Origin of the sequence: Amorphus coralli DSM 19760 (assembly GCF_000374525.1) — a bacterium.
In the GTDB taxonomy this organism is placed as follows: Bacteria; Pseudomonadota; Alphaproteobacteria; order Rhizobiales; family Amorphaceae; genus Amorphus; species Amorphus coralli.
On sequence record NZ_KB894574.1, the window covers coordinates 238,230 to 261,433 of the forward strand.

The following is a 23,204-nucleotide window of genomic DNA, read 5'->3' on the forward strand; positions in this document are numbered from 1 at the left end:
GGCACCCGCGGTGTCCGGGCCTCCTTTCCCTCTCCCCCATCGCGGATGGCTGATATGAGCGACCAGACCGTGCTCGTCCTGTGCGGAAGCCTCAGGGCGGGCTCCTTCAACCGCATGCTCTGCAACTCGCTGCCCGATCTCGCCCCCGCGGGCATGCGCTTCACCACCGCCCCCGACATCGGATCGATCCCACTCTACGACGCCGATCTGCAACAGGCGTCGGGCTTCCCGGAGGCGGTGTCGGCACTCGGCGACGCGGTGCGCGCAGCCGACGCGGTGATGATCGTCACCCCGGAATACAACTACTCGGTCCCCGGCGTCCTGAAGAACGCCATCGACTGGGTCTCGCGGCTTCCCGACCAGCCGTTCGCCGGCAAGCCGGTGGCGCTTCAGTCAGCCGCCATCGGCATGCTGGGCGGCGCGCGCTGCCAGTATCACCTCCGCCAGATCATGGTGTTCCTCGACGCGATCGTCTTCACCAAGCCGGAAGTCTTCGTCTCCTTCGCCAAGTCCAAGGTCGACGAGGAAGCGGGGGTGGTGAGCGACGGACCGACCCGTGATGCCATCGCCGCGCAACTGAAAGCCTTTCAGCCCTTCGTCGACCGCTTCGTGGCGCGCTAGCGCCCGACTGGTCGGATGTCATCCAAGGACACAAAAGCAATGACCGACGATCTCATGGACCGTCTCGCCATCCGCGACCTGGTCGAAAACTGGGCCGTGTGGCGCGACGCCGGCGACTGGGAGCGCTTCCGCACCGTCTGGCACGATGACGGGGTGATGATGGCGACCTGGTTCCAGGGCGTTGCCGACGACTTCATCCGGGTCAGCCGGGAAGGCTTCGAGAAGGGCGTCAACATCCTCCACTTTCTCGGCGGCACGTCCGTCGACGTCGCCGAACCCCGTGCCATCGTCCAGACCAAGATGACAATCGCTCAGCGTGGCAACGTCGAGGGCGTCGTCTGCGACGTGGTCTGCACCGGCCGCTTCTACGACTTCCTGGAGAAGCGCGACGGAAAGTGGGGCGTGGTGCTGCGTCAGCCGATCTACGAGAAGGACCGGCTCGATCCCGTCGATCCGGCCGCCCACCTGGAGCTGGATGCAGAGCTGCTTGGCCGGTTCCCGGAAGGCTACCGCCACCTCGCCTACATGCAGACGAAGCTCGGCTTCACGGTGAAGCGGGACATGCCGGGTCTGAAAGGCGAAGAAGTCCAGAAACTCTATGCCCGGGGCAAGGCGTGGCTGCAGGGCAGCGAGACGACGGGCGCGGCCCCGATCTGAGCCTCCCGCCCCCTTTGCATGCCTTCTAATCGGGCGGCCCATCGCGGCCGCCCGTTCTGTTTCTCAGGGTTGGAGAAGGATCTTCGGCGCCGCGATGCGCCCCGCACGAGCGTCAGCAAAAGCCAGCGCGCCCTCGGCAAGCGGCCGAACCTCCATCCAGTCCAGAGCCCCGAGCCGCCCCCGGAAGATCGCCCCCGCCGTGTGGCGGAAATCCTCCGCGGTGTAGGTGTAGGTGCCGGTCACGGTGATTTCCTGCAGCGTCATCCGGCGCACGTCGAGGCCCCCGCTCGCCGATCCGAGGCCGATGTGCATGATGACGCCGCCCGGCCGGACCTTTGCCGAAGCGGCTGCCCGGGTTGCCTCGAAGCCCACCGCATCGATCACCAGGTCGACGCCGGATGGCCCGTCTTCTTCCGCCGGATCGAAGGTGGCGAACGGACCGGCTTTCGCGACGATGGCGCGCCGCGCCGCGTTGGGCTCGGCCACGTGGATCTCGCGGGCCCGGTGCATGGCGAGCACCAGCGCCGCGCCAAGGCCGATGGCGCCGCCACCGATCACCAGGCAGCGCGCCTCCGCCACCGGCCGGTTCAGCCGGTCGGCGGCGAGCCGCACCGCGTGCCAGCCGCAGGCGATGGGCTCCGCCAGCGCCGCCTTCTCCGTCGGCACCCCGTCGGGGATCTCCACCAGGTTGCGCTCGGGGATGGCGAGCAGCTCGGCGAAGGCGCCTTCACGCGGCGGCATGGAAATGATCTGCCGGTCAGGGCAGAGATTGTCGCGCCCCGCCCGACAGGCCTCGCATTCCCCGCAGGTGACCAGCGGATTGACCGTGACGCGCCGCCCCGCGCCGGGACCGGCAACGATGGTGCCGGCCGCCTCGTGGCCGAGGATCAGCGGCGCCGGACGCCGCTCGTCGTGGCCGGCCCAGGCATGCATGTCGGAGCCGCAGATGCCGACGTGCGCGACCCGGATCAGCGGATCGTTCCCCGGTTCAGGATCGGGCGCGTCGCGATAGTCGAGGCTTTCGGGACCGGTGTAGACGAGCGCCTTCATTTCGCGCTGTACCCCCCGTCCACGAACAGGACCTGGCCGGTGACGTAGCGCGAGGCATCGGAGCACAGGAACAGCGCCGGGCCGACGAGATCATCCATTTCGCCGTTCCGGCCGATGCAGGTCTGGGCGGCGTTGGCGGCGGCCCTCTCCGCGTCGCCGAAGACCGGGCCGGTCAGCTCGGTGGGGAAGAAGCCCGGCGCCAGCGCATTCACCATGATGCCGTCGCGCGACCAGGTCTCGGCCATGGCCCGGGTCATCTGGGCGATGCCGCCCTTGGAGGCGCCGTAGGCGAGGCCGCCGTGAAAGGCGCGCTCGCTCTGCAGCGAGGCGAAGGTGACGATCCGCCCCCAGCCCTTCGCCCGCATGCCCGGCACCAGCGCCTGGGCGAGAAAGAAGGGCATGGCGAGGTTGAGGTCGAGGGTCGTTCGCCAGCCGTCGAGCGTCACGTCGTCGGCCGCTTGCCGGGTGTTGATGCCAGCGGCCGCGACGAGGATCTCCGGATCGCCGAAGGGCTCAGCCGCCCGGCGGGCGATCTCTCCGGCCTCGGCCGGATCGACCAGATCGGCCGGGATCGCCGCCGTCTCGCCGTCGGTTTCGGCGCGCCATGCCTCCAGCGCTTCGGCGCGTCGGGCGATGCCGACAACCCGGGCGCCCGCTTCGGCCAGCGCCGTGGCCAGGGCCCGGCCGATGCCGGAGCTGGCGCCCGTGACGCAGGCGACGCGCCCTTCGACGGAAAAGCGATTGGGACTGTCGGTCACCGGCTCACCCGTTCGTCGTCAGATCGAAACTTTCGCCGGGAAAATATTTCTCGAGGCGAATGTCGGCGGTGCGAGCGTGGCCCTCCATGCCTTCCAGCCGGCTGATGCGAGCGGTGGCCTCCGCCACGCCCTTGGCGCCTTCCCGGGTGGCGCGTTGCCAGGTGACGATCTTCATGTACTTGTGGACCGAGAGGCCACCAGTGTAACGGGCCGCCCCCGACGTCGGCAGCACATGGTTGGTGCCGGCCGCCTTGTCACCGTAGGCGACGGTCGTTTCCTCGCCCAGGAACAGCGAGCCGTAGCACTTCAGCAGGTCGAGGAACCAGTCGAGGTCGGCCGCCTGCACGTGCAGATGCTCGGGGGCGTAGGCGTCCGCGACCTCGGCCAGCCCCTCGCGGTCGGCGACCACCATCACCTCGGCCATGTCGCGCCACGCGGCACGGGCGTTGTCGCGATTGAGTTCCGGCAGGGTCTCGATGATGACCGGCACCAGCTCCAGCACCTTCTCCGCCAGCGGCCGGTGGGTGGTGGCGAGCCAGACCGGCGAGTTGTAGCCGTGCTCGGCCTGACCGACGAGGTCCCAGGCGACGATGGCCGGATCGGCGGTCTCGTCGGCGAGGATCAGGCTGTCGGTGGGGCCGGCGAACATGTCGATTCCAACGCGGCCGAACAGGATGCGCTTGGCCTCGGCGACGAACTGGTTGCCCGGACCGACGAGGATGTCGGACTTGGGCAGGCCGAAGAGACCGAACGCCATGGCCGCGACGCCCTGCACGCCGCCCAGCGCCAGGATGGTGTCGGCGCCGCAGAGGTCGGCCGTGTAGACGATCGCCGGCGCGATGCCGACGTCCGGGCGCGGCGGCGAACAGGCGACGATGTGCTCGCAGCCCGCCACCTTGGCCGTGGTCACCGTCATCAGCGCCGAGGCGATGTGGCTGTAGCGCCCGCCGGGAACGTAGCAGCCAGCCGCCCGGCACGGGATCGCCTTCTGGCCGGCGATCAGGCCGGGCCGGATCTCGATCTCCACGTCGCCGATGGACTCCTTCTGCGCCTCGGCGAAGCGGCGGATGTTGTCCCAGGCGAAGCGGATGTCGTCCTTCAGGCGCTGCGGCACCTTGGCCGCGGCCGCGTCGATCTCCTCGCGGGTCAGCCGGATGTTGCCCTCGTAGCGGTCGAACTGGGCCGCGTAGCGCATGGCAGCCTCGTCGCCGCCCGCCTCGATCTCGGCGAGAATGGCCCGGACCTTTTCCTGAACCTCGGCGGCGGTATCCGTCGATTTGTGCTGCGCTTTCTTCAGGTACTCGATGGCCATGGGAAACCTCACTGGTAGACGGCGGGGAGGAGCGTGGTGGACAGCGCCGGCACGTAGGCAATCAGCAGCACCACCAGCAGCATGAAGAAGACGAACGGGACGGCGCGGGAGGCGATCTTGAGAATCGGCTCGCCGGTCAGCCCGGAGACGACGAAGAGGTTAAGGCCGAGCGGCGGGGTGATGAAGCCGACGCCGAGCGCGGTGATCATCATCACGCAGAACTGGATCTCGTTCATGCCGATATTGTCGGCGAGCGGCTTCAGGATGGGCGCCAGGATGACGATGTTCGGCGTCGTCTCCATCACGCAGCCGGCCGCGATCAGGACCACGATCATCAACAGGATCAGGATCGCCGGGCTGTCGGTTACCGACGTCACCGCGAACACGAAACCCTGCGGCACGCCGAGCGCCGCCATGGTCTGCGCCAGCGGCAGCGACAGGGCGACGATCGGAAGGATCACGCCGCTGACCTTGGCCGAGCTTTCCATCATCGCCGGGAAATCGGCGAGCTTCAGGGTACCGAGGATGAACCCCATGATGATGGTGACGACCACCGCCGTCGCGCCGGCCTCGGTCGGCGTCAGCCGGCCGGAGAAGATGCCCCAGAAGATGATCGCGGGAACGATGAAGGCGTACCAGCCGCGGCCCAGCGCGCGACCGAGATTCGCGGTCCACTCGCCCATGGAGATCAGTCCGCCGGTCTCGTAGGCGTGGCGCCGGTTGACCACGATGTTGGTGATCAGGATCGACAGCAGGATCAAGACACCGGGGATCAGCGCCGCCTGGAAGAGGGTGGAGGCGGAAATGCCGAGCACCAGGCCAATGACGATGTAGGCGATCGACGGCGGGATCAGGATGCCGGTGCAGGCGCCGGCCGCGACCAGCGCGCAGGCATAGGGCCGCGGATAACCCGCCTCCACCAGCCGGCCGATGGTCATGCGGCCGACCGCCGCCGCGCCCGCGGCGTCGGAGCCGGAGATGGCAGAGAACATGCCGCAGACGAGCACAGTGGCCGAGCCGAAGCCGCCGCGTGCCCAGCAGGTGAGCGCATCGGCGATGTCGAGGAACTTGCGGCTGAGGCCGGTGCGGACCAGGACGTCGCCGGTCAGGATGAAGAGCGGCACGGCCGTGAGTGCAAAGGCGTCGATGCCGTCGAACAGGCTTTCGCCCAGAAGCGACATCGGCAGCACGTCGGAGATCAGGAGCATAGCCACCGCGGCCGCCCCGATCGCCGACCAGACCGGCACGCCGAGCGCGATCATCAGGACGAAGAGGATCACGGGACCGTAGAAGTCCCAGCCGATCTGCGGCGCATCCTGGGCAATCTGGTTCCAGAGCATGAGCTGTCCGCCTCAATCGAAGAGTCGTGCGCCCTCGTAGGGCGGGCGGCCTGCGCGCAGGTCGGCCACGTCCCGGACGAGAGACTGGATGAGTCGGAAGATCATCAGGGCGAAGCCGATGGGCACCGCGGCGAGGAACCAGACCAGCGAGATCCGGAGCCCGTGGGAGACCGAGCCGAAGCGCCAGGAGACGGCCACGGATTCGTAGGACCAGTAGACGGCGAGGACAGCCACGACGAGCATGACCAGGTCGCCGAGGATGTAGAGCAGCGCCTTGCCCCGTTCGCTCACCAGGGCGAACAGCACGTCGATGCGGATATGCGCCCGTTCGCGGACGGCCGATGCGGCTCCGATCCACACCAGATAGATGAAGGCGTAGCGGACCACCTCCTCGCCCCAGATCGACGAGTAGGCGAACACTTCGCGCCGGATGACCTCGACGGCCATCGTCACCACCAGCATGGTGTAGAAGACGAGAAGCGCCCAGCGTTCTGCGTTTCGGTCGATGAGTGCGAGCACGCGCCCTCCTTCACCGACACCCGGTTCCGGGCGCGGCGTTCAGACATAAGGGGGTGGGACCGGGACCGCGCAGCACGCGGCCCCGGAGCGCCATCAGGCGTCGTGGACGTAGTAGCGGCCGGACGTGTCGGCCGCCTCGACCAGCTCGTTGAAGGCGTCCATCGAGCCGGCCAGCTCCGTCTTGTAGGGGTCCCACTCGGAGCGCTGGAAGCCGCCGGCGTCCTTCCACTCGGCCATTTCCGCATCGGTCGGGGAGTAGAACTCCACACCTGACTTGGTCAGCTCGGCCATGGCATAGGCCCGGGCGGCGGGAACCTTGGCGAGGTTCTGCTGGAAGGTAATCTCGGAGGCGAAGTCGATACCCTCCTGGACGTCCTTCGGCAGGCCGTTGAACCATTCGAGATTGCAGGAATAGACCTGGCTGTCCGGCACCGCCTGGGTGAAGCTGACGTAGCTCAGGATGTCCTTGAAGCCGAACACGTAGAGCGCTCCCACCGAGGGATCGAGCGCGTCGGCCACGCCCTGCTTGATGGCCGACGGGGTCTCGCCCCAGGCCACCGGCGTCGGGTTGGCGCCGACCATGCGGTAATATTGCTGCAGCATCTGGCTGCCGGGCACGCGAAACTTGATGCCCTTCAGCTCGGACGGCGTCTTGATCGGGCCCGGGCCACCCTTGCGGATGGCGACCACGCGGGGATCGATGACGGCGTACCAGAGAACCTTGAAGCCCTTCTGCTCGACCGTCGGGTGAACCGTCTGCTTCCAGACATCGGAGGTGACGAGGTTCACGAAACGCTGGTTGGCACCGCACAGGTAGGGAAGATTGATCAGGTCGACCACCGGCGCGAACGGGGCGAAGTTGGCCAGCGAGTGCTGCGCGGCCTGGATGGTGCCACCCTGCACCTTCTGAACCAGCGCGCTGCCGGCGCCGAGCTGTCCGGCCGGGGCGAGCTTGACGTAGACCTTGCCGTTGGTGGCGTTCTGGATGTTCTCCTTGAAGTCGAGTTGCATGATCGGATAGCTGCGCGAGGCGCCGAGGACGTACGCCGTTGCGATCGTCATCTCGTGATCGGCAGCCTTCTGGCGGTCGGCTTCCTCGCGCGCCGTCTGGGCGGCGGCCTTCTCCGACCACAACGTTCCGGCGGCACCGGCTACGACGGCTGCGGTGAAGGCGCCGGAGCCGGCGAGCTTCATGAAGTTGCGTCGTTCCAGCGAGGCGATCTCGCTGCGCGTCTTGCGGTCCGTCATGTCAGTCCTCCCGGTGGTTGTTTTTTCATGATGCGGTCTCGCGTCGCCGGCGTGCCTTCTCGGCCGCCTCGCGGCCCAGCACGCCGGCAACGAACAGACAGGACGCAGCGAAGAGCATCAGCGCTTCCGGAACATCGCCAAGGAACGGCACGGTCCCGGAGGCGGCGATCGCCACGTTCGCGAAATAGACGACGAAGCAGATCAGGGCTCCGATCAGCGCCGCTCCGCCATTCCGCAACATCTGCGTTTCCTTCCCTTGGATGGGGCAATCTCGTGCCCTCTTGCGCATGGATTGTAAGCGCTTTCATTCGACATGCAAGCGCTTACATGATTTCTTTTTCGCAGGCATGATAGAGAGGCAGTTTCAGCGGAGCGCGTGACCCGACAATGCCGACCCAGCCAAAGCTCGAGGACGTGGCCCGGCTCTCCGGCGTCTCGACCGCGACCGTATCGCGGGTGTTCAACGCGCCCACGCTGGTCCGCGAGGAAACCCGCAAACGGGTCGAGGCTGCGGTGGCTTCGCTGGGCTACACGCCGCACTTTGGCGGCCGGGCGCTTGCCTCCAACCGGACCTGGACGGTGGGTGCGGTGATCCCGACCATGGAGAACGCGATCTTCGCCCGCGGCCTGCAGGCCATGGAGGAGACGCTGGCCGAAGCCGGCGTGACGCTGCTGGTTTCCACCTCCAACTATGACTGCGATCGGGAAGCGGCCCAGATCGCCGCCCTCATCGGTCGCGGGGTCGACGGGCTGATCCTGATCGGCGAATCCCGCGAAGACGCCACCTACGAACTGCTGGAACGCCGGGGCACGCCCTACGTGCTGGTGTGGAGCTGGCGTGCCGACAGCCCCCGGCCCTGCGTCGGCTTCGACAACCGCGCCGCCGCGGCCGCCATCGCCGAGCGGGTCGTGGAACTCGGACACCGGCGCATCGCCATGATCGCCGGGATCACCGATCACAACGACCGCGCCGCCGCCCGCGTCGATGGCGCACGCGACGCCCTGACGGCGCACGGGCTGGCGCTGGAGCCGCCTTACCTGGTGGAAGCAAAATATTCCGTCGACGCGGGGGCAAAAGCCGCCCGCGCACTGATGGCGCTCGATCCGCGCCCGACCGCGATCCTGTGCGGCAACGACGTCCTGGCCACCGGCGCCCTGATGGGAGTGCGCGAAGCCGGCCTGTCGGTGCCCCGCGATGTCTCCGTCACCGGGTTCGATGACATCGAGCTGGCCCGGGTGGTGGATCCTCCGCTGACCACCGTCCACGTGCCGCACCGGCGCATGGGGGCCCAGGCCGCGGAGGCGCTCCTTGCCCAGTGTGCCGGCGCACCCGGACCGGTGAACATCGCCATGGAGGCTGACATCATCGAGCGCGGATCGCTGGCGCCACCTCCGACCTGACGCCTGGAGCTGCCGGAGATACGCAGGAGTGAACCCTCAGGACGCGAAGCCGATGCCCAGGCGGTCGAGGCCGCGCAGAAAAAGCGAGCGGCGACCGGTGCGGTCCTCGAGCGCGAGATCGCGCTGGGCCCGCGCCACGGCAAGCGAGCGCAGCGGCTCCGGCGGGAACGGCACCGCGAAGCTCCGCAGCATCCGCAGTTCGCTGCGCTCCGTCTTCCTGCCCTCCAGCATGTCCAGCATGGCGAGCGCCGCGAAGCGCGTGGCCGAGACCCCCTGCCCGGTGAAACCGAGCGCGTAGGCGACGGTCCCGCCAAAAGCGGTGCCCGCGAAGAAGGTCGTGCGGGCGGAGGTGTCGATGATGCCGCCCCAGGCGTGGGTGAACCTTACGCCTGAGAGCGCCGGAAAGGCCTCGGCGAAGGTCGCGGCGAGCCGGGCGTAGGTCTCGGGACGGTGCAGGAGTGCGGCGTCGCGCTTGCTGCCAAAATGGTAGATGGCGTCGAAGCCGGCCCACAGGATGCGGTTGTCGTCCGTCTTGCGCGAGTAGTGGAACTGGTTGCCGCTGTCGACGACGCCGTAGCGTCCGCGCCAGCCGATGGCGCCGAGCTGATCGTCGCTCAACGGTTCCGTCATCAGCGAGTAGTCGAAGATCGGCAGGATTGCCGTGCGGAAACGCCGGATGAGCGAGACGGCGGCGTTGGTCGCCATCACCGCCTGCTTTGCCGTGACGGAGCCGGCCGCCAGACTGAGCCGGACGTGCGCCCCATCGCGCGCGATCCCCGTGACCGGCGAGCCCTCGTGCAGCGCGACGCCTGCCTCGATGCAGGCCCGCCTCAGGCCGGCCACCAGCTTCGCCGGATTGACCAGCGCGTAGTTCGGCTCGAACAGGCCGGCCGCATATTTCGGCGTGTCGAGGTGCTCCTTCAGGGCATCCCCCTCAAGCAGCGTCGATGCCACCCCGAAGCGGGCGTAGCTGTCGCGCATGGCCTTCAGGCCATCCGCCTGCCAGGGCGTGGCGGCAAGCGTCAGCTTGCCGGAGCGCTCGAACCCGCCATCGATGGACCAGGCAGAAAGGTCGGCTTCCAGCCCGTCGAGATTCTCCCGGCCGAGACGGACGAGGGTCTCGGCCTCTTTCGGCCACCGGGCGACCGCGTTACCGACCCCGTGCGAGATGGACGGCGCACAAAAACCGCCGTTGCGGCCGCTGGCGGCGTTGCCGCACGTATCGGCCTCCAGAAGCACGATCCGCGCATCCGGCCAGCGCTCGCGCGCCTTGAGCGCGGTCCACAGGCCGGTGAAGCCGCCGCCGATGATGGCGAGATCGCAGGCGACGTCGGCGGCGAGCGGCTTGCACCGGGGGGCGTCCGCCACCGTCTCGCGCCAGTAGGGGGCGCGGATCGCCGTCTCGAAGCTCTGGTTGCTGCTCATTGCGACAATCGCTGCGATGGAAGGGCGGACGGCGCCGGCGACGCCCCGGCCGGTCGCGGACGACCGCCCGACAGGAGATGGATCATCGCTTCAGGAAGTCGAGGACGACACCCTAGGCCTGGTCGCCGGTCGGCAGATACCAGCCCCACTCCCCGTCACGATCAAAGCGGGTGACCTGCTTGGTCTCCAGATAGTTGTCGAAGCCGGCCTCACCCAGCTCGCGGCCGATGCCGGAGCTCTTGTAGCCGCCCCAGGGCGCCTGGGTGAAGGTGGGCTGCGAGCAGTTGATCCAGACGATGCCGGCCCTGAGCCTTGCGGCCACGCGGTCGCAGCGATCGAGGTCCTTCGACATGACCGCCCCGGCAAGGCCGTAGGGGCTGTCGTTGGCAAGCCGCAGCGCCTCGTCCTCTGTCTCGAACGAGTTGACGCAGACCACCGGCCCGAAGATCTCCTCGCGCCAGATTTCCGCGTCGAGCGGCACGTCGGCATAGACCGTCGGCGTGAGGTAGTAGCCGGTGTCGAGACCCTCCGGACGGCCGCCGCCGGTGACTAGTCGCGCGCCGCTCTGCCTGGCGCGCTCCAGGAACCCCATCACCTTGTCGTACTGGCTGCAGGAGACGATGGGACCGAGCTTCACGCCCTCCGCATCACCGGGTCCGATGGTGATCTTCTCGGCTTCTTCCGCGAGCCGCTCCAGGAGACGCGGATAGAGTTCGCGCTGAACCAGCACCCGCGAGGTGGCCGAGCAGACCTCGCCCTTGTTCCAGAAGATCCCGAACAGGATCCATTCCACCGCCTTGTCCACATCGCTGTCGGCGAAAACGATGAAGGGCGACTTGCCGCCAAGTTCCAGCGCCACGGTGCGGATGCCGGCGGAGGCGGCCTGCATCACCTTGCGGCCGGTAACGACCGACCCGGTGAAGGCGATCTTGTCGACCAGCGGATGGTCGGTGAGCGGCGCGCCGGCCTCCGGACCGGTACCGGTCACGAGGTTGAAGACACCAGCGGGCAGGCCGGCCGCGTCGACGATCCGGGCGAGCTCGTGACAGGTGAGCGAACACAGCTCGGAGGGCTTCAGCACGATGGTGCAGCCGGCGGCGAGCGCTGGCGCCACCTTCCACACCCCCATCAGCAGCGGGAAATTCCACGGCGTGATGGCCGCCACGACCCCGACCGGCTCGCGCCAGATACGCGTATCGAACCGCTCGTCGCCCACGTCCACCGTCGTTTCGGGGCCCGCGGCCCGCGCTTCGGCGAGGTCGGCGTAGTAGTCGAAACAGTCAGCGGCGTCGCCGATGTCCCACTCGGCCTCCGGCAGCGGCTTGCCGTTGTCGCGGGTCTCCAGCGCGGCCAGGTCTGAGAGTCGTGCCCGGATGCCCTCGGCGACCTTGCGCAGGAAGCCGGCGCGCGCGCTGGCGGACAGCCCGGACCAGCGGCCGTCGTCAAACGCGGTGCGGGCGGCCCGGACGGCCGCGTCGATGTCGTCCGCCGTCCCGGCCGCGACGGTGTCGAAGACCTCCTCGGTGGCCGGGTCGACCGCCGGGAAGCTGCCGCCGGCCTTCGGCGCGACAAAGGCGCCGTCGATATAGAGCTGCGTTGTCATCGTGACGTCTCCTCTTGTCCCGGGAATGGCTCAGACGTGCTTGCGTCCGCCCGCTTCCAGGAACCAGTCGTCGGGATAGGGGTACCACCACGCGTGCCGCACCGGCTTGTGGTCGAGAATGACCATCTTGGAGCGGCGGAAGGCGTCGAGGCCGAAGCGCCCCAGCTCCCGGCCGATGCCGGAAGACTTCCAGCCGCCGAAGGGCAGCGCGTCGTTGTCGATCATCGGGTTGTTGATCCACACCATGCCGGCCTCGAACCGCTCCGCCGCCTCGTGGGCCTCGGCCAGGTCCGTGGTGAAGACGGAGGCACCGAGCCCGAACGGGCTGTCATTGGCGGCCTTCATGGCGGCCTCGAAATCCGGCACCCGCACGATGGCCGCCACCGGGCCGAAGACCTCCTCGTGCAGGATGTCCATGTCGCCGGTGCAGCCGGTCAGGATCGTCGGCTCGTAGAACCAGCCCGGCCCCGCCCCTTCCGGCGCCTTGCCGCCGCAGACCACCGTTGCGCCCTTGGCCACGGCGTCGTCCACCAGCCGCCGGACCTTGTCACGCGCCGCCTCGCTGACGAGCGGGCCGATCTCCGACTTCTCAAGCCCGTTGCCGATGCGCAGGCGCCGGGTTTCCGCGGCGAAGGCCTCCACGAACGCGTCGTGGATGCTGTCGACCACGTAGAGCCGCTCGGTGGAGGTGCAGACCTGGCCCGACATGTGGAAGGCGCCGGTCACGGCACCGGCCGCCGCGATCTCCAGCGGCGCGTTTGCGGTGATGATCATCGGATCGGAGCCGCCGGCCTCGATGGTGGCCGGCTTGAGCTGGGCCGCAGCGGCCGCCGCCACCGCCTTGCCGGCCGGGACCGATCCGGTGAACGCGACGGCATGGGTCCGCTCGCTCGCCACCAGCGCCTTGCCCACTTCCGCGCCGCCCGGCAGGCAGGCGACCAGGTCGTCGGGCAGCGCATCGAAGAGCTGCATGAACACCAGCGTCGACAGCGTCGTCGGCTCGGCCGGCTTGATGACGCAGCCGTTGCCGGCGGCGAGCGACGCCGCCACCGTCCAGCACATCAGCAGGATCGGAAAGTTGAACGGCACGATGTGCACGGACACGCCATAGGGGGCATAGCACGCATATTGCAGCGAGCCGGCCTGGGTGGAGCCGGCGATCTTGCCGGCATCGTCGCGTGCCATTTCCGCGTAGTAGCGGAAGATCGAGGCGCAGTTGGCCACTTCGCCGATGGCCTCGGGATAGGGTTTGCCCATCTCGCGGCTCATCAGGATGGCGCATTCCGTCATGTCCGCCGCCTCGATCCGGTTGGCGAGCCGGTGCAGCGCCTGGGCCCGGGACTTAGCGTCGAGGCGCGCCCAGGTCTTCTGGGCCCGGTTGACCCGCTCCAGCACCTCGCCGATCTCCGCGTCGGTGACGGAGACGCGCGCGCCGACCTCCTCGAGCGTGGCGGGATCGATCACCGGGGTGACCGGGCCGGCGCTCTGCCAGTAGCCGGGCGAGAGAAAGTAGCGGGGCGACGTTGCGTCAGACACGGGCCTGTCCTTTCGGGATATCGTCGTCGGTGCAGAGCGCGGAGCCGCGCTGCCGCCAGCCGGGCAGTGCGTCCGACAGGACGGCACGGATCTCATCCAGCCCCGCGTCGGCAAGGGCGGTATCGAGCTGGCGCAGCACCCGGGGCAGGAAGGCGAGATAGCGAGGTTTGCCGTCGCGGCGGCTCAGTCGCACGAAGACGCCGGCGATCCGGGCATGGCGTTGGGCACCGAGCAGCGCATAGCGGTGGCGGATGTCCTCTGCCCCGCCGATCCGCACCGGCGCGCCGGCGATGTAGCGGTCGAGAAGATGCGCTTCCAGCCCGGGCGCGAGATCGCGACGCGCGTCCTGCAGCAGCGAGACGAGGTCATACTCGCACGGGCCGAGCACGCCGTCCTGGAAGTCGAGCAGCCCGCAGCGGGCCACGCCGGACCGCCCGTCAAGCCACATCAGGTTGTCGACGTGGAAATCGCGCAGGACGAGCGTGTCGGGGCGATGGGCGACCGGGCGAAGCGCCTCCGCCCACAGGGCCCGGAATGGTCGGGCGAACGCCTCCGCGTCGAAGCCGTCGGGAGCCACGGCGGGCGCGAACCAGTCTGATAAGACGGCGAGCTCGTCCAGCTGCGTGGCGAGATCGAAGACCGGCTGCGAGACCGAGCCGCCCCGCTCGTGGTGATGAAGGTGGAGCAGCGCATCGACGGCGAGCTCGTAGAGCTGACGTTCGTCCTGTCCGGCGGCGAGGCAGGCGGCATAGGTGCTGCCGCCGAAATCCTCCACCAGGGCCAGCCCGTGGGCCGGGTCCGCCCCGTGCACCCGGGGCGCGGAGAGGCCCAGGGCGCGAAGATGGCGGGACAGACGCAGATAGGCAGCGAATCCGACGGGGTCTTCCCGATCTTCCATGAGCAGGAGCCCGCAGCCCGGCAGCCGCATGTAGCGCCGGGTGGAGGCGTCGGCGGTCAGCGGCACGAGCGGCTCGCCCGCGCAGCCGTGCCGAGCCAGGAAGGTTGCCGCCGGTGGATCAAGGGAAAGCGGCGGCACCGCCGGAAGCGCGGTCATCGGATCATGTAGACCTTCTTGATGGTCTCGTGCACCGTGCACACGCCCTTCCAGTCCTGCGGGAAGAAGGCGGCGGTGTCGGGGGTGATCTCGATGACGTCACCGCTCTCGTGCACGTAGGTGCAGCGGCCTTCCAGGAAGTGGCAGAACTCGTCGCGGGTGACGTGGCACTCCCATTTGCCGGGCGTGCAGATCCACAGGCCGCACTCGCTCTGGCCGCCGTCGCCCTTGTGGAGGAGCTTGCCGGAGGTCCGGGAGGAGCCCTCGATCATGGTCGGGATCTCGCCCCAGTCGACCGTATCCTCGATCTCCAGGGGCTTGTGCATCACGGGGGTTTTCATCGGGTCTTGCTTCAACTCAGCATGTAGATGTTGCGGATCGTCTCGAAGATCTCGGCCTCGCCCTGCCAGCCGGCGGGAAACAGCACGCAGGTGCCGGGTGACACCTCGATGGTCGTGCCGTCGTCGGAGCGGTAGACGGCACGACCCGACACGAAGTGGCAGAACTCGTCGCGCGGCACCGACAGCCGCCAGCGCCCGGGCGTGCAGACCCAGATCCCGGTCTCCGGCACGTTTCCCGGCCCCTTGAACAGGAGCCGACCGGTGGAATGGGACTGCCCCTCGATGGCGTCGGGCTGCGGGCCCCAGTCGACGAGGTCGTCGGTGGCGGACGCCGCATGGATGTGGGGCGCGCTGGAGGAGAGGCCGCTCACGCTTTCCCCTCCGCCAGATCCGTCAGCAGCTTCGCCGCCTTTTCCTGGCCGTTGGCCGACTGCATGTGCGCCGACGTGGCCTTGAGCCGGTCGTGCATGGCCTGGTCGGTGAGGCACGCCTCGATCTTCTCGATCAGCTCCTCGTCGGTCCACTCGTAGCGGTCGGAGCGGAAGCCGTGGCCGGTTTCCTGCACGCGCATGGCGTTGTCGTGACCGTCCCAGACATAGGACATGATGATGGCCGGCTTGCCGAAGTAGAGGCACTCGGTGAACGAGTTGTTGCCGCCGTGGTGGATCACCGCATCGACCTGCGGGATCACCGAGGGCTGCGGAAACCAGCTGTCGATGATCACGTTGTCGGGGATGTCGGTGTAGGCGTCCTTGTAGTCGCCGACATTCACCAGCGCCCGGTAGCGCGTCTTGCCAACCAGCGCGATCAGCCGCTTCATGAGGTCAGTGTCGCCCGCGCCCAGCGAGCCGAAGGAGATGTAGAGCAGCGGCCCGTCATTGTTGGCCTTGAAGGTCGGCACCTCGTAGGGCTTGTCCTGGCGCACGCAGCCTTCGAGATACTGGAAGCGAGCGGGATCGAGCGGCACGGCGCGCTCGTAGGTCACCGGCTCGGGATAGAGCAGCAGGTTCAGGTAGGGCGAGGCCTCGAAGAACTCGCCGAGCGGATACGGCGCCTCGCCGGTGGTCTCCAGGAAGGCGTTGAAGTCGTCGTGGATCGGCTTGATGACCTCGTTGAACTTCGCCCGGAAGGCGGCGTGGCCCTCCTTGTCGTCGACCGACATGCCGGAGAGATGCGGCGGGATCGCCTCGTCCTCGATCTCGTTTTCCGAGCACGAGATGATCCGCACCCACGGCACGCCGTGGTGCTTGATCGCCGGGAACAGCACGACGTTGTCGACCGCGATCACGTCCGGCTTGATATTCGCGAGGATCCCCGGGAGGTCCTTCTCCGCCCACTTGGCGCTGTCGACGATCGCCTCCCAGCACTCCTTCACGTAGTTGTCGATCTGATCGATCGGCGCCTTGCGGAAGTTTGGGATGTGGCCGTTGATGAAGTCCTCCCAGAACTTCGCCATCTGCTCCGCCGGCATCGGCTCCGACAGGTTCACCGGGTGAGCCTCGAAGCCGTAGCCCTCGTAGACCTCGACGAAGCCGGGGTCGGAGAGGAAGACGGCCTTGTGGCCCATCCGCTCCACGGCCTGGGCGATGCCGACGGAATTCAGCGCCGGGCCGAAGGCTGCTTCGGGGAAGAAGGCGAAGGTCTTCTGCGCCATGGTCTGTCTCCTCTGGTTGGCGGGCCGGTTGATCCGGCTTCGCCCGGGTGTCGTCGTGTTGCGTGCCGCGCGTCCGGTCAGGCCGGAAAGACGCGCGTGTCTCGGGCCGACCAGCCCACCGTGACCTCTTCGCCCTCCCGGTAGACCCGGCCCTCCGCGGCGTCAGCGGTGAGCCGGACCAGCACCGGTCCGGGGGAGTTCGGAGTGTCCAGGTGAAGCTGCAGGTCGAGGCCGTGATAGGCGGTGGCGGCGACCCGGCCGGTCAGGCTGTTGTCGCCGTCCGAGGCGCCGAGCCGCAGGCGCTCGGGGCGGACGGCAACCACCGCCTCGTCCCCCTCGCCCAGGCCATTCGGCAGCGCGCCCTTGAAGACGTTGCCGTTCTCCGCGACGAGCCGGCCGCCCTGCACGCGCACCGGCAGGAAGTTCATCACGCCGATGAAGTCGGCGGCGAAGCGGCTTTCGGGATGCTCGTAGATCTCGTGCGGCGTGCCGCACTGGAGCAGCAGCCCGTCTTTGAGGATGGCGACCCGGTCGGCCATCACCAGCGCCTCCTCCTGGTCATGGGTGACCACGATGAAGGTGATGCCGAACTCGTCCTGGATGCGCTTCAGTTCCAGCTGCATCTCGCCGCGCAGCTTCTTGTCGAGCGCGCCGAGCGGCTCGTCGAGAAGCAGCACGCGCGGACGCTTGACCAGCGCGCGGGCGAGCGCCACCCGCTGGCGCTGGCCGCCGGAGAGCTGCTCCGGCTTGCGCCCCGACAGGTGGGACAGCTGGATGACCTCCAGCATCTCGTCCACCCGCGTCCGGATCTCGGAGCGGGGCATGCGATCCATTTCGAGCCCGTAGGCGATGTTCTGCGCCACCGTCATGTGCGGGAACAGCGCGTAGGACTGGAACATCAGGTTCACGGGACGGTGGTTCGGCGGCACGGCCGAGACGTCCTGGCCGTCGAGCAGGATCGCGCCGGAGGTGGGCGTTTCGAACCCGGCCAGCATGCGCAGAAGGGTCGTCTTGCCGCTGCCCGAAGCGCCAAGCAGGGCGAAGAACTCGTTATCCCGGATGTCGAGCGACACGCCGCCCACGGCCGCCAGCCGGCCGTAGAATTTCTGGACGTTGCGGATCGACAGGAGAACGTCGCTCATTGGCCGGCAAGCTTTCCGCTGTTGAGGCGCTGGGAGAGGGCCAGCGCGACGACGGACACCGTCATCACGATGGTGGCGAGCGCGTTGATCTCCGGCGTCACCCCGAAGCGGATCATGGCGAAGATCTGCATGGGCAGAGTGATGGAGTCGCGCCCGGCGCCGGCCGTGAAGAAGGCGATGATGAATTCGTCGACGGAGAGGGTGAACGCCAGCAGCGCACCGGCGATGACGGCCGGCATGAGCACCGGCAGGACCACCCGCCGCAGGGTGGTGATGGTCGATGCGCCGAGATCCGTGGAGGCCTCGACGATGGTCCAGTCGAAGGTTTTCAGCCGGGCCCGGACCACCGCGCAGACGAAGGCCAGGTTGAAGACCACGTGGCTGACGATGATCGTGTTGAGCCCCAGCGTGACGTCCAGCATGGAGAAGAAGCTGAGGAGCGCGATGGCCAGCACGATGTCGGGAATGATCATCGGCGCGAAGATCACCGTTTCGAGGAACCGGCCCTTGCGGCGCCGGATCTCCACCCCGACAGCCAGAAGCGACCCGAGCACCGTGGCGATCAGGGTGGATGCCAGCGCCACGATGAGCGTGTTGAGCGCCGCGCCCATGATGTCCTTGTTGGCGATCAGCTCGCCGTACCACTTCGTGGAGAAGCCGGTCCAAGCGGTCGGCAGGCCGCCCTCGTTGAACGACAGCGCCACCAGCACCGAGATCGGGATGTAGAGGAAGGCGAACACCGCCGAAAGGATGACCAGCATGAGGCGCCGGGTGGAGCGATCTGCCATGGTCAGGTTTCCCTCGCCCGGGCGCCCGAGGCGCGTTCGGTGACGAAGGTCTGGAGCGTCAGGAGCCCCATCATGATGGCGATCAGCACCATCGACAGCGCGGCGCCGAACGGCCAGTCGTTGGCGGTGAGGAACTGGGCGTAGACGAGGTTGCCGATCATCTGGAACTGGCCGCCGCCGAGCAGCGCCGGGGTGACGAAGTTGCCGATCGACAGCACGAAGACGAACACGAAGCCGGTGGCGATGCCCGGCGCGGTCATCGGCAGGGTGATGCGGCGGAAGGTCGTCCAGGCCGAGCCGCCGAGATCGCGGGATGCTTCGGCGATTTCCGGGTTGAGCCGGGAGAGCGGCGCGTAGCAGGCGAGGATGACGAAGGGCAGGTAGTTGTAGACGAGGCCCACCACCACGGCGCTCTCGGTGTAGAGCAGCCGCGGCAGTTCGCCGTCGTAGCCGAGCCCTCGCGCAATCGCGGTGATCAGGCCCTCGCGGTTGAGGAGCACGATCCAGGCATAGGTCCGCACCAGGTAGTTCGACCAGAAGGGCAGCACCGCGAAGAACAGGAGCATCGGCTGATGCCGCGCGGGCATGGAGGCGATAGCGTAGGCCGCGGCGTAGCCGATGACCGAGGCGATGAGGCCGGCGAGCCCCGCGATGACCGCCGACTTGAGGAAGATGCTGGCGTAGAGCGGGTCGAAGACCAGGGCGATGGTCTCGAACGTGAACGTGTACTCGATGCCGCCGTAAATGCCGCGCCGGAAGAAGGCGAGCGCCAGCACGAGCAGGCACGGCACCACCATGAAGGCGGTGAGCCAGGCCAGCGCCGGCGACATCAGATAGAGGGGTTTGCGGTCGGCCATCGGGTGCCTGGAGACGCGGGACCTCGGGCGCGACCCGGACCGGCGAGCGCCGGCGGATCGCTTCGAGACGACCCGGCGGCGACCATGCCGCCGGGTCCGGCAATGCCTGCCGTCAGTTGGCGGCCTTGATCTCCGACACGATGCGGGAGTAGGCCCGCTGGGACTCGCCGACATCGCGCAGCTGCTCGAACTCAAGCAGCTCTTCCGGCGACATCGTCATGTTCGGGTAGGTGGCGAGCAGGTCATCCGGCAGGCCTTCCATGGCCGGCTTGTTGGGCACCTTGTAGAGGATGTTCTCGGCGGCCCAGCCGTGGTTCTTCGGATCGAGCATGAAGTTCACGAACTCGTAGGCCGCTTCCTTGTTCTCGGCGTTCTTCAGGATGACCATGGTGTCCACCCAGAGGTCGGATCCTTCCTCCGGGACGACGTACTTGATGTCCCCGTTTTCCGCGATGCCGTAGTTGCACCAGCCGTCCCAGGCCTGCACCAGCTCGGCCTCGCCGGAGACCAGCTTGGCGTAGAAGGTGGTGTCATCGTAGGCGAGAAGCGTCTTCTTGGCGTCGATGAGCAGGTCGCGGACCTCTTCCATCTTCGCCGGATCGGTCTCGTTCACCGAATAACCCTTGGCCAGCTGTCCGGCGGCGAGCAGCCAGCGGTCGGTGGCGAGCATCGTCGTCTTGCCGGAGAGGTCGTCGCTCGGATCCAGCAGAACCATCCAGCTGTCAGGCTCGCCCTCGACGAGGTCGGAACGGTAGCACAGACCGGTGGTGCCCCAGGCGTAGGGAACCGAGAAGGCGTTGCCCGGATCGTGCTTCAGTTCCTGGGCCTCAGGATAGAGGTTGGCCAGGTTCGGGAGCTTGTCGTGGTCCAGCTCTTCCGCAAGGCCGAGATTGTGCAGCACCTCGGCAAACGGCGAGGACACGAAGACCACGTCGTAGCCCTTGCCCTTTGAGGCGATGAGCTTGCCCATGATCTCTTCGTTGGTGGCATGCAGCACCAGCTCGGCCTCGTTGTCGGTGGCCGAGTTGAAGCTGTCGACGGCGTCGGGCGCCATGTAGCCGTCCCAGTTCGAGATCACGAGGGCCTCGGCCTGGGCCGTGGACGGCATCAGGGCCGCCCCGGCGGCTCCCAGGAGTGCGCACGCGGCAACTGTCTGTTTGAGCATTCTCGTTCTCCGTACCTCTGGTGGGCCATCGCCGCCGTTCGCGCCGACGATGAGTCTTCTTGTTGCCGTCGCTTGCCGACTGGCGTTTTTTCCAGTCTTAATGATCGAAAGAATACGTCAACATGTATTCGCTGTTCTTTGACGGCCGCGGGCCGCGCCGGGCGGCGGAGCGCCGGGAATCGGAGCCGGATGAAGGAAACCCGCCGCAGCACCCGCCAGAACCATCTGGCGCTCGGCCAGCAGATCCTGACGATTGCCATGGAGCGCCGCATGCGGCGCGGCGATCACCTGCCGGAGCAGACCTTCTCCGAAGCCTGCGGCGTGTCGCGAACGCCCATCAGGTCGGCTTTCAAGCTTCTGGAACAGAATGAAATTCTGACCTGGCGCGAAGAAGAGGGCTACTTCCTGGCGATCGGCAGCTCGGACGAACTCGCTGATGCCGTGCAGAAGCTGGAGGATCTGGAAAATTCGCTCGCGCAGCGGATCCTGGCCGACCGGGCCGAGCGGCGCATCGGCGACGTCCAGTCCGTCAGGGGTCTCATGACCCGCTACGACGCCTCGCGAAACAGTGTACTTATTGCTCTAAAAGTACTGTCGCGCGACGGGGTGGTGACCCAGATGCCGGGTCAGGCCTGGGTGTTTCAGCCGATCCTCGACTCCCCCAACGCCATCGACGAGAGCCTGTCCTTTCGCCTGACCCTGGAGCCGCAGGCGATCCTGGCACCCGGCATCAGCGTCGATCTCAAGCGGGCCGGACTGCTGCGCGCCCAGATGGCCGACCTTCTGGACACGCCCGAAGGCACCATGAGCGCCGCGCGCTTTCACCGGATCGACACGGACTTCCACTCCTTCATCGCCGAATGTTCCGGAAACCGCTTCGTGCGCGGCGCACTGCTCGCCCATCACCGATTGCGCCGGACCACGCAGAAAGATACTTCGATCCCCGATTTCCGCCTGCGTCAGTCCCTCCAAGAGCATCTCGACATCTTGGACAGCGTTGAAAGCGCCCAGTACGAGCTCGCCGCCGATCAGATGATTCTGCACCTGAGGCGCTCGCGCATCCGCCGGCCCGAGGCGGCCAACCGCGGCACGCCGCCGCTGATGCGGGCGCTGCGGGCATGAGCGTATCGCCGCTGATCGCGCTGTTTCCCGAAGCCAGCTTCGGCGCCGCCCTGAACTGCGTGGGAATCGCCCAGAAGCTGAGGCAGATGGGCGCGACACCCGTGTTCATCTGCCATCCGGGCTTTACCGGCGTCTTCGCCGAGTACGGCTTCAAGGAATATCACCTGGCGCCAACGGCGAAGCGCAGCACCGATGCGATCGAGGATTACTGGCAGGGCTTCATCACCACCCACCTGCCCCATTTCGATCTCGATCCGATGGCACAGCTGCCGACCTACGTGGCCCCGACCTGGCAGGCGATCGTAAACACCGTCGTCGCGGCGGAGGACGGCCTCGCCGCCCTGTTCGACCGCATCCGGCCGGACGCGATCCTGCTCGACAACGTCATCATGTTTCCCGCCGTCGCCAACGCCGGCTGTCCCTGGGTGCGGGTGGTGTCGTGCGCGGAAACGGAAATCCCCGATCCGGACGTGCCGCCCTATCTCTCCGGCCTGCCGGCAGACGACCGGATCGGCCGCGAACGCTTCGAGAAGGCCTATTTGCGGGAAACGCGGGCCGCGCACCGGCGCTACAACGCCTTCCGCAAGACGCACGGGCTTGCCCAACTTCCCGCCGGGCACTTCCTGGAATCCTCCCCGGTCCTCAACCTTTTGCTGGCGCCCTCAGCGACCCGCTTCCCGCGCCGGAATCCGCTGCCGGAGGACCGGTTCGTCTATCTGGAAGGCTGCGTTCGGGAGGAGACGCGGTTCGACGCGCCCCACATGCCGGTGGACCACGCTCGGCTGGTCTATATGAGCTTCGGTAGCCTCGGCTCGATCGACACGGACCTCATCGGCCGGATGATCGACGTCTTCGCCACGCTGCCGGCGCGCTTCCTGGTGAATGTCGGCGGGTTTCTGGAGGCGTACAGCCGGGTGCCGGACAATGTTTACCTGGGCAGCTGGTTTCCGCAGCCGTCGGTGGTCGCCGAATCGGACCTTTTCATCCACCACGGCGGCAACAACAGCTTCTGCGAGGCGCTCTATCACGGCGTCCCCTCGCTGGTGATGCCCTATTGCTGGGACGGCCACGACAACGCGCAGCGGATGGACGAGCTGGATCTCGGCCGCCATCTCCACCGCAGCCGCTGGAGCCCGGACGCGCTCCGCTCCACCCTTGTCACACTGCTTGAGGATACAGCCATGCGAGACCGGCTGGCGGCGGTTTCGCGCGGCATGAAGGCGGAGCCGGGAACGGAGCGGGCGGCACGGGCGGTGATGGACGCGCTGGGCCATCGCTGACAGGCGCCCTGACTGGCCGCGTCTCGGCAACGCATGCACACGCCGCAGCGCCAGGCCCTGACGGGCCAGCCTGCAGCCTCAAAATGTTCAGGGAGTCAGCAGGTTGCCATGAGAATGGCACCCCCAAGGGGACTCGAACCCCTGTTTCCGCCGTGAGAGGGCGGCGTCCTGGACCGCTAGACGATGGGGGCTTCAGAGCGGCGGGCCGCTCGAAACAGACCGCGGATATAGCGAACCCGGATCAGCGGCGCAAGGTGGTCGCGTGACAGAAATGCAAACTGCCCACACTGGCGCGATGCGCGGCCGGCCGCAGCGCGGACGACGCCGCCTT

23 protein-coding genes and 1 tRNA gene are annotated in these 23,204 nt (G+C 67.7%); 5 read left to right on the top strand and 19 right to left on the bottom strand.

The annotated features are described in order from the left end of the window. Positions 1–54 precede the first annotated feature (54 nt). A complete protein-coding gene (locus C507_RS0114145) occupies positions 55–621 on the top strand; it encodes an NADPH-dependent FMN reductase (RefSeq protein WP_018700363.1) in 567 nt (188 codons plus the stop codon). A 39-nt stretch (positions 622–660) separates the two neighbouring features. Next, positions 661–1,278 carry a nuclear transport factor 2 family protein gene (locus C507_RS0114150; protein ID WP_018700364.1) on the top strand — a complete coding sequence of 206 codons (618 nt, stop codon included), beginning with the start codon at positions 661–663 and terminating at the stop codon, positions 1,276–1,278. 63 nt (positions 1,279–1,341) lie between these two features. Here C507_RS0114150 and C507_RS0114155 read toward each other — a convergent pair whose 3' ends face one another. The 7 genes from C507_RS0114155 to C507_RS0114185 form a co-directional block, all read right to left on the bottom strand. Further along, positions 1,342–2,328 (bottom strand): zinc-dependent alcohol dehydrogenase, encoded by a 987-nt coding sequence (locus C507_RS0114155; protein WP_018700365.1) that lies wholly within the window; start codon positions 2,326–2,328, stop codon positions 1,342–1,344. Further along, entirely contained in the window at positions 2,325–3,086 is a 762-nt protein-coding gene (locus C507_RS0114160; RefSeq protein ID WP_018700366.1) for an SDR family NAD(P)-dependent oxidoreductase, read from the bottom strand. The genes C507_RS0114155 and C507_RS0114160 overlap by 4 nt, the downstream gene beginning before the upstream one ends. Positions 3,087–3,090: 4 nt before the next feature. Continuing rightward, positions 3,091–4,398: a histidinol dehydrogenase gene (gene hisD / locus C507_RS0114165; RefSeq protein WP_018700367.1), complete on the bottom strand. Its 1,308-nt coding sequence runs from the start codon at positions 4,396–4,398 to the stop codon at positions 3,091–3,093. Between the two features lie 8 nt (positions 4,399–4,406). Beyond that, on the bottom strand, positions 4,407–5,738 hold the full coding sequence (locus tag C507_RS0114170; protein WP_018700368.1) for a TRAP transporter large permease: 1,332 nt from the start codon (positions 5,736–5,738) through the stop codon (positions 4,407–4,409). Positions 5,739–5,750: 12 nt separating this feature from the next. Next, positions 5,751–6,257 carry a TRAP transporter small permease gene (locus C507_RS0114175; protein WP_018700369.1) on the bottom strand — a complete coding sequence of 169 codons (507 nt, stop codon included), beginning with the start codon at positions 6,255–6,257 and terminating at the stop codon, positions 5,751–5,753. A gap of 93 nt (positions 6,258–6,350) precedes the next feature. Further along, entirely contained in the window at positions 6,351–7,505 is a 1,155-nt protein-coding gene (locus C507_RS0114180; protein ID WP_018700370.1) for a TRAP transporter substrate-binding protein, read from the bottom strand. A 25-nt stretch (positions 7,506–7,530) separates the two neighbouring features. Next, positions 7,531–7,746, bottom strand: a complete 216-nt coding sequence (locus tag C507_RS0114185) for a hypothetical protein (RefSeq protein WP_018700371.1) — start codon at positions 7,744–7,746, stop codon at positions 7,531–7,533. Positions 7,747–7,892: 146 nt separating this feature from the next. On the opposite strand from C507_RS0114185, the gene C507_RS0114190 reads away from it, so the two are divergent. Next, complete coding sequence (locus C507_RS0114190) at positions 7,893–8,906, top strand: LacI family DNA-binding transcriptional regulator (RefSeq protein WP_018700372.1); 1,014 nt, start codon at positions 7,893–7,895, stop codon at positions 8,904–8,906. Between the two features lie 36 nt (positions 8,907–8,942). Here C507_RS0114190 and C507_RS0114195 read toward each other — a convergent pair whose 3' ends face one another. From C507_RS0114195 to C507_RS0114245, 11 genes are all read right to left on the bottom strand, one after another. After that, positions 8,943–10,331 carry an NAD(P)/FAD-dependent oxidoreductase gene (locus tag C507_RS0114195; RefSeq protein ID WP_018700373.1) on the bottom strand — a complete coding sequence of 463 codons (1,389 nt, stop codon included), beginning with the start codon at positions 10,329–10,331 and terminating at the stop codon, positions 8,943–8,945. Positions 10,332–10,443: 112 nt separating this feature from the next. Further along, on the bottom strand, positions 10,444–11,934 hold the full coding sequence (locus C507_RS0114200) for an aldehyde dehydrogenase family protein (RefSeq protein WP_018700374.1): 1,491 nt from the start codon (positions 11,932–11,934) through the stop codon (positions 10,444–10,446). A gap of 30 nt (positions 11,935–11,964) precedes the next feature. Beyond that, positions 11,965–13,470, bottom strand: a complete 1,506-nt coding sequence (locus C507_RS0114205) for an aldehyde dehydrogenase family protein (RefSeq protein ID WP_018700375.1) — start codon at positions 13,468–13,470, stop codon at positions 11,965–11,967. Further along, positions 13,463–14,524 (bottom strand): aminoglycoside phosphotransferase family protein, encoded by a 1,062-nt coding sequence (locus tag C507_RS0114210; RefSeq protein WP_018700376.1) that lies wholly within the window; start codon positions 14,522–14,524, stop codon positions 13,463–13,465. The genes C507_RS0114205 and C507_RS0114210 overlap by 8 nt, the downstream gene beginning before the upstream one ends. Next, positions 14,521–14,865: a cupin domain-containing protein gene (locus C507_RS0114215; protein WP_026319099.1), complete on the bottom strand. Its 345-nt coding sequence runs from the start codon at positions 14,863–14,865 to the stop codon at positions 14,521–14,523. The genes C507_RS0114210 and C507_RS0114215 overlap by 4 nt, the downstream gene beginning before the upstream one ends. Positions 14,866–14,876: 11 nt before the next feature. Then, positions 14,877–15,236, bottom strand: coding sequence for a cupin domain-containing protein (locus C507_RS0114220; protein WP_018700378.1), 360 nt, complete (start codon positions 15,234–15,236; stop codon positions 14,877–14,879). Then, a complete protein-coding gene (locus tag C507_RS0114225; protein ID WP_018700379.1) occupies positions 15,233–16,519 on the bottom strand; it encodes a nucleotide disphospho-sugar-binding domain-containing protein in 1,287 nt (428 codons plus the stop codon). Before C507_RS0114225 ends, C507_RS0114220 begins: the two co-directional genes overlap by 4 nt. A gap of 77 nt (positions 16,520–16,596) precedes the next feature. Further along, positions 16,597–17,661, bottom strand: coding sequence for an ABC transporter ATP-binding protein (locus C507_RS0114230; protein WP_018700380.1), 1,065 nt, complete (start codon positions 17,659–17,661; stop codon positions 16,597–16,599). After that, positions 17,658–18,449, bottom strand: a complete 792-nt coding sequence (locus tag C507_RS0114235; RefSeq protein ID WP_018700381.1) for an ABC transporter permease — start codon at positions 18,447–18,449, stop codon at positions 17,658–17,660. Before C507_RS0114235 ends, C507_RS0114230 begins: the two co-directional genes overlap by 4 nt. Positions 18,450–18,451: 2 nt before the next feature. Next, positions 18,452–19,306: an ABC transporter permease gene (locus tag C507_RS0114240; protein ID WP_018700382.1), complete on the bottom strand. Its 855-nt coding sequence runs from the start codon at positions 19,304–19,306 to the stop codon at positions 18,452–18,454. Positions 19,307–19,418: 112 nt separating this feature from the next. Beyond that, positions 19,419–20,471: a polyamine ABC transporter substrate-binding protein gene (locus C507_RS0114245; protein WP_018700383.1), complete on the bottom strand. Its 1,053-nt coding sequence runs from the start codon at positions 20,469–20,471 to the stop codon at positions 19,419–19,421. Between the two features lie 189 nt (positions 20,472–20,660). Here C507_RS0114245 and C507_RS0114250 point away from each other — a divergent pair, with 189 nt between their 5' ends. Together C507_RS0114250 and C507_RS0114255 are read left to right on the top strand one after the other, a co-directional pair. After that, positions 20,661–21,593 (top strand): GntR family transcriptional regulator, encoded by a 933-nt coding sequence (locus tag C507_RS0114250; RefSeq protein ID WP_018700384.1) that lies wholly within the window; start codon positions 20,661–20,663, stop codon positions 21,591–21,593. Beyond that, positions 21,590–22,873: a nucleotide disphospho-sugar-binding domain-containing protein gene (locus tag C507_RS0114255; protein ID WP_018700385.1), complete on the top strand. Its 1,284-nt coding sequence runs from the start codon at positions 21,590–21,592 to the stop codon at positions 22,871–22,873. The genes C507_RS0114250 and C507_RS0114255 overlap by 4 nt, the downstream gene beginning before the upstream one ends. 115 nt (positions 22,874–22,988) lie before the next feature. Here C507_RS0114255 and C507_RS0114260 read toward each other — a convergent pair. Further along, positions 22,989–23,064, bottom strand: a tRNA-Glu gene (locus C507_RS0114260). Positions 23,065–23,204 lie beyond the last annotated feature (140 nt).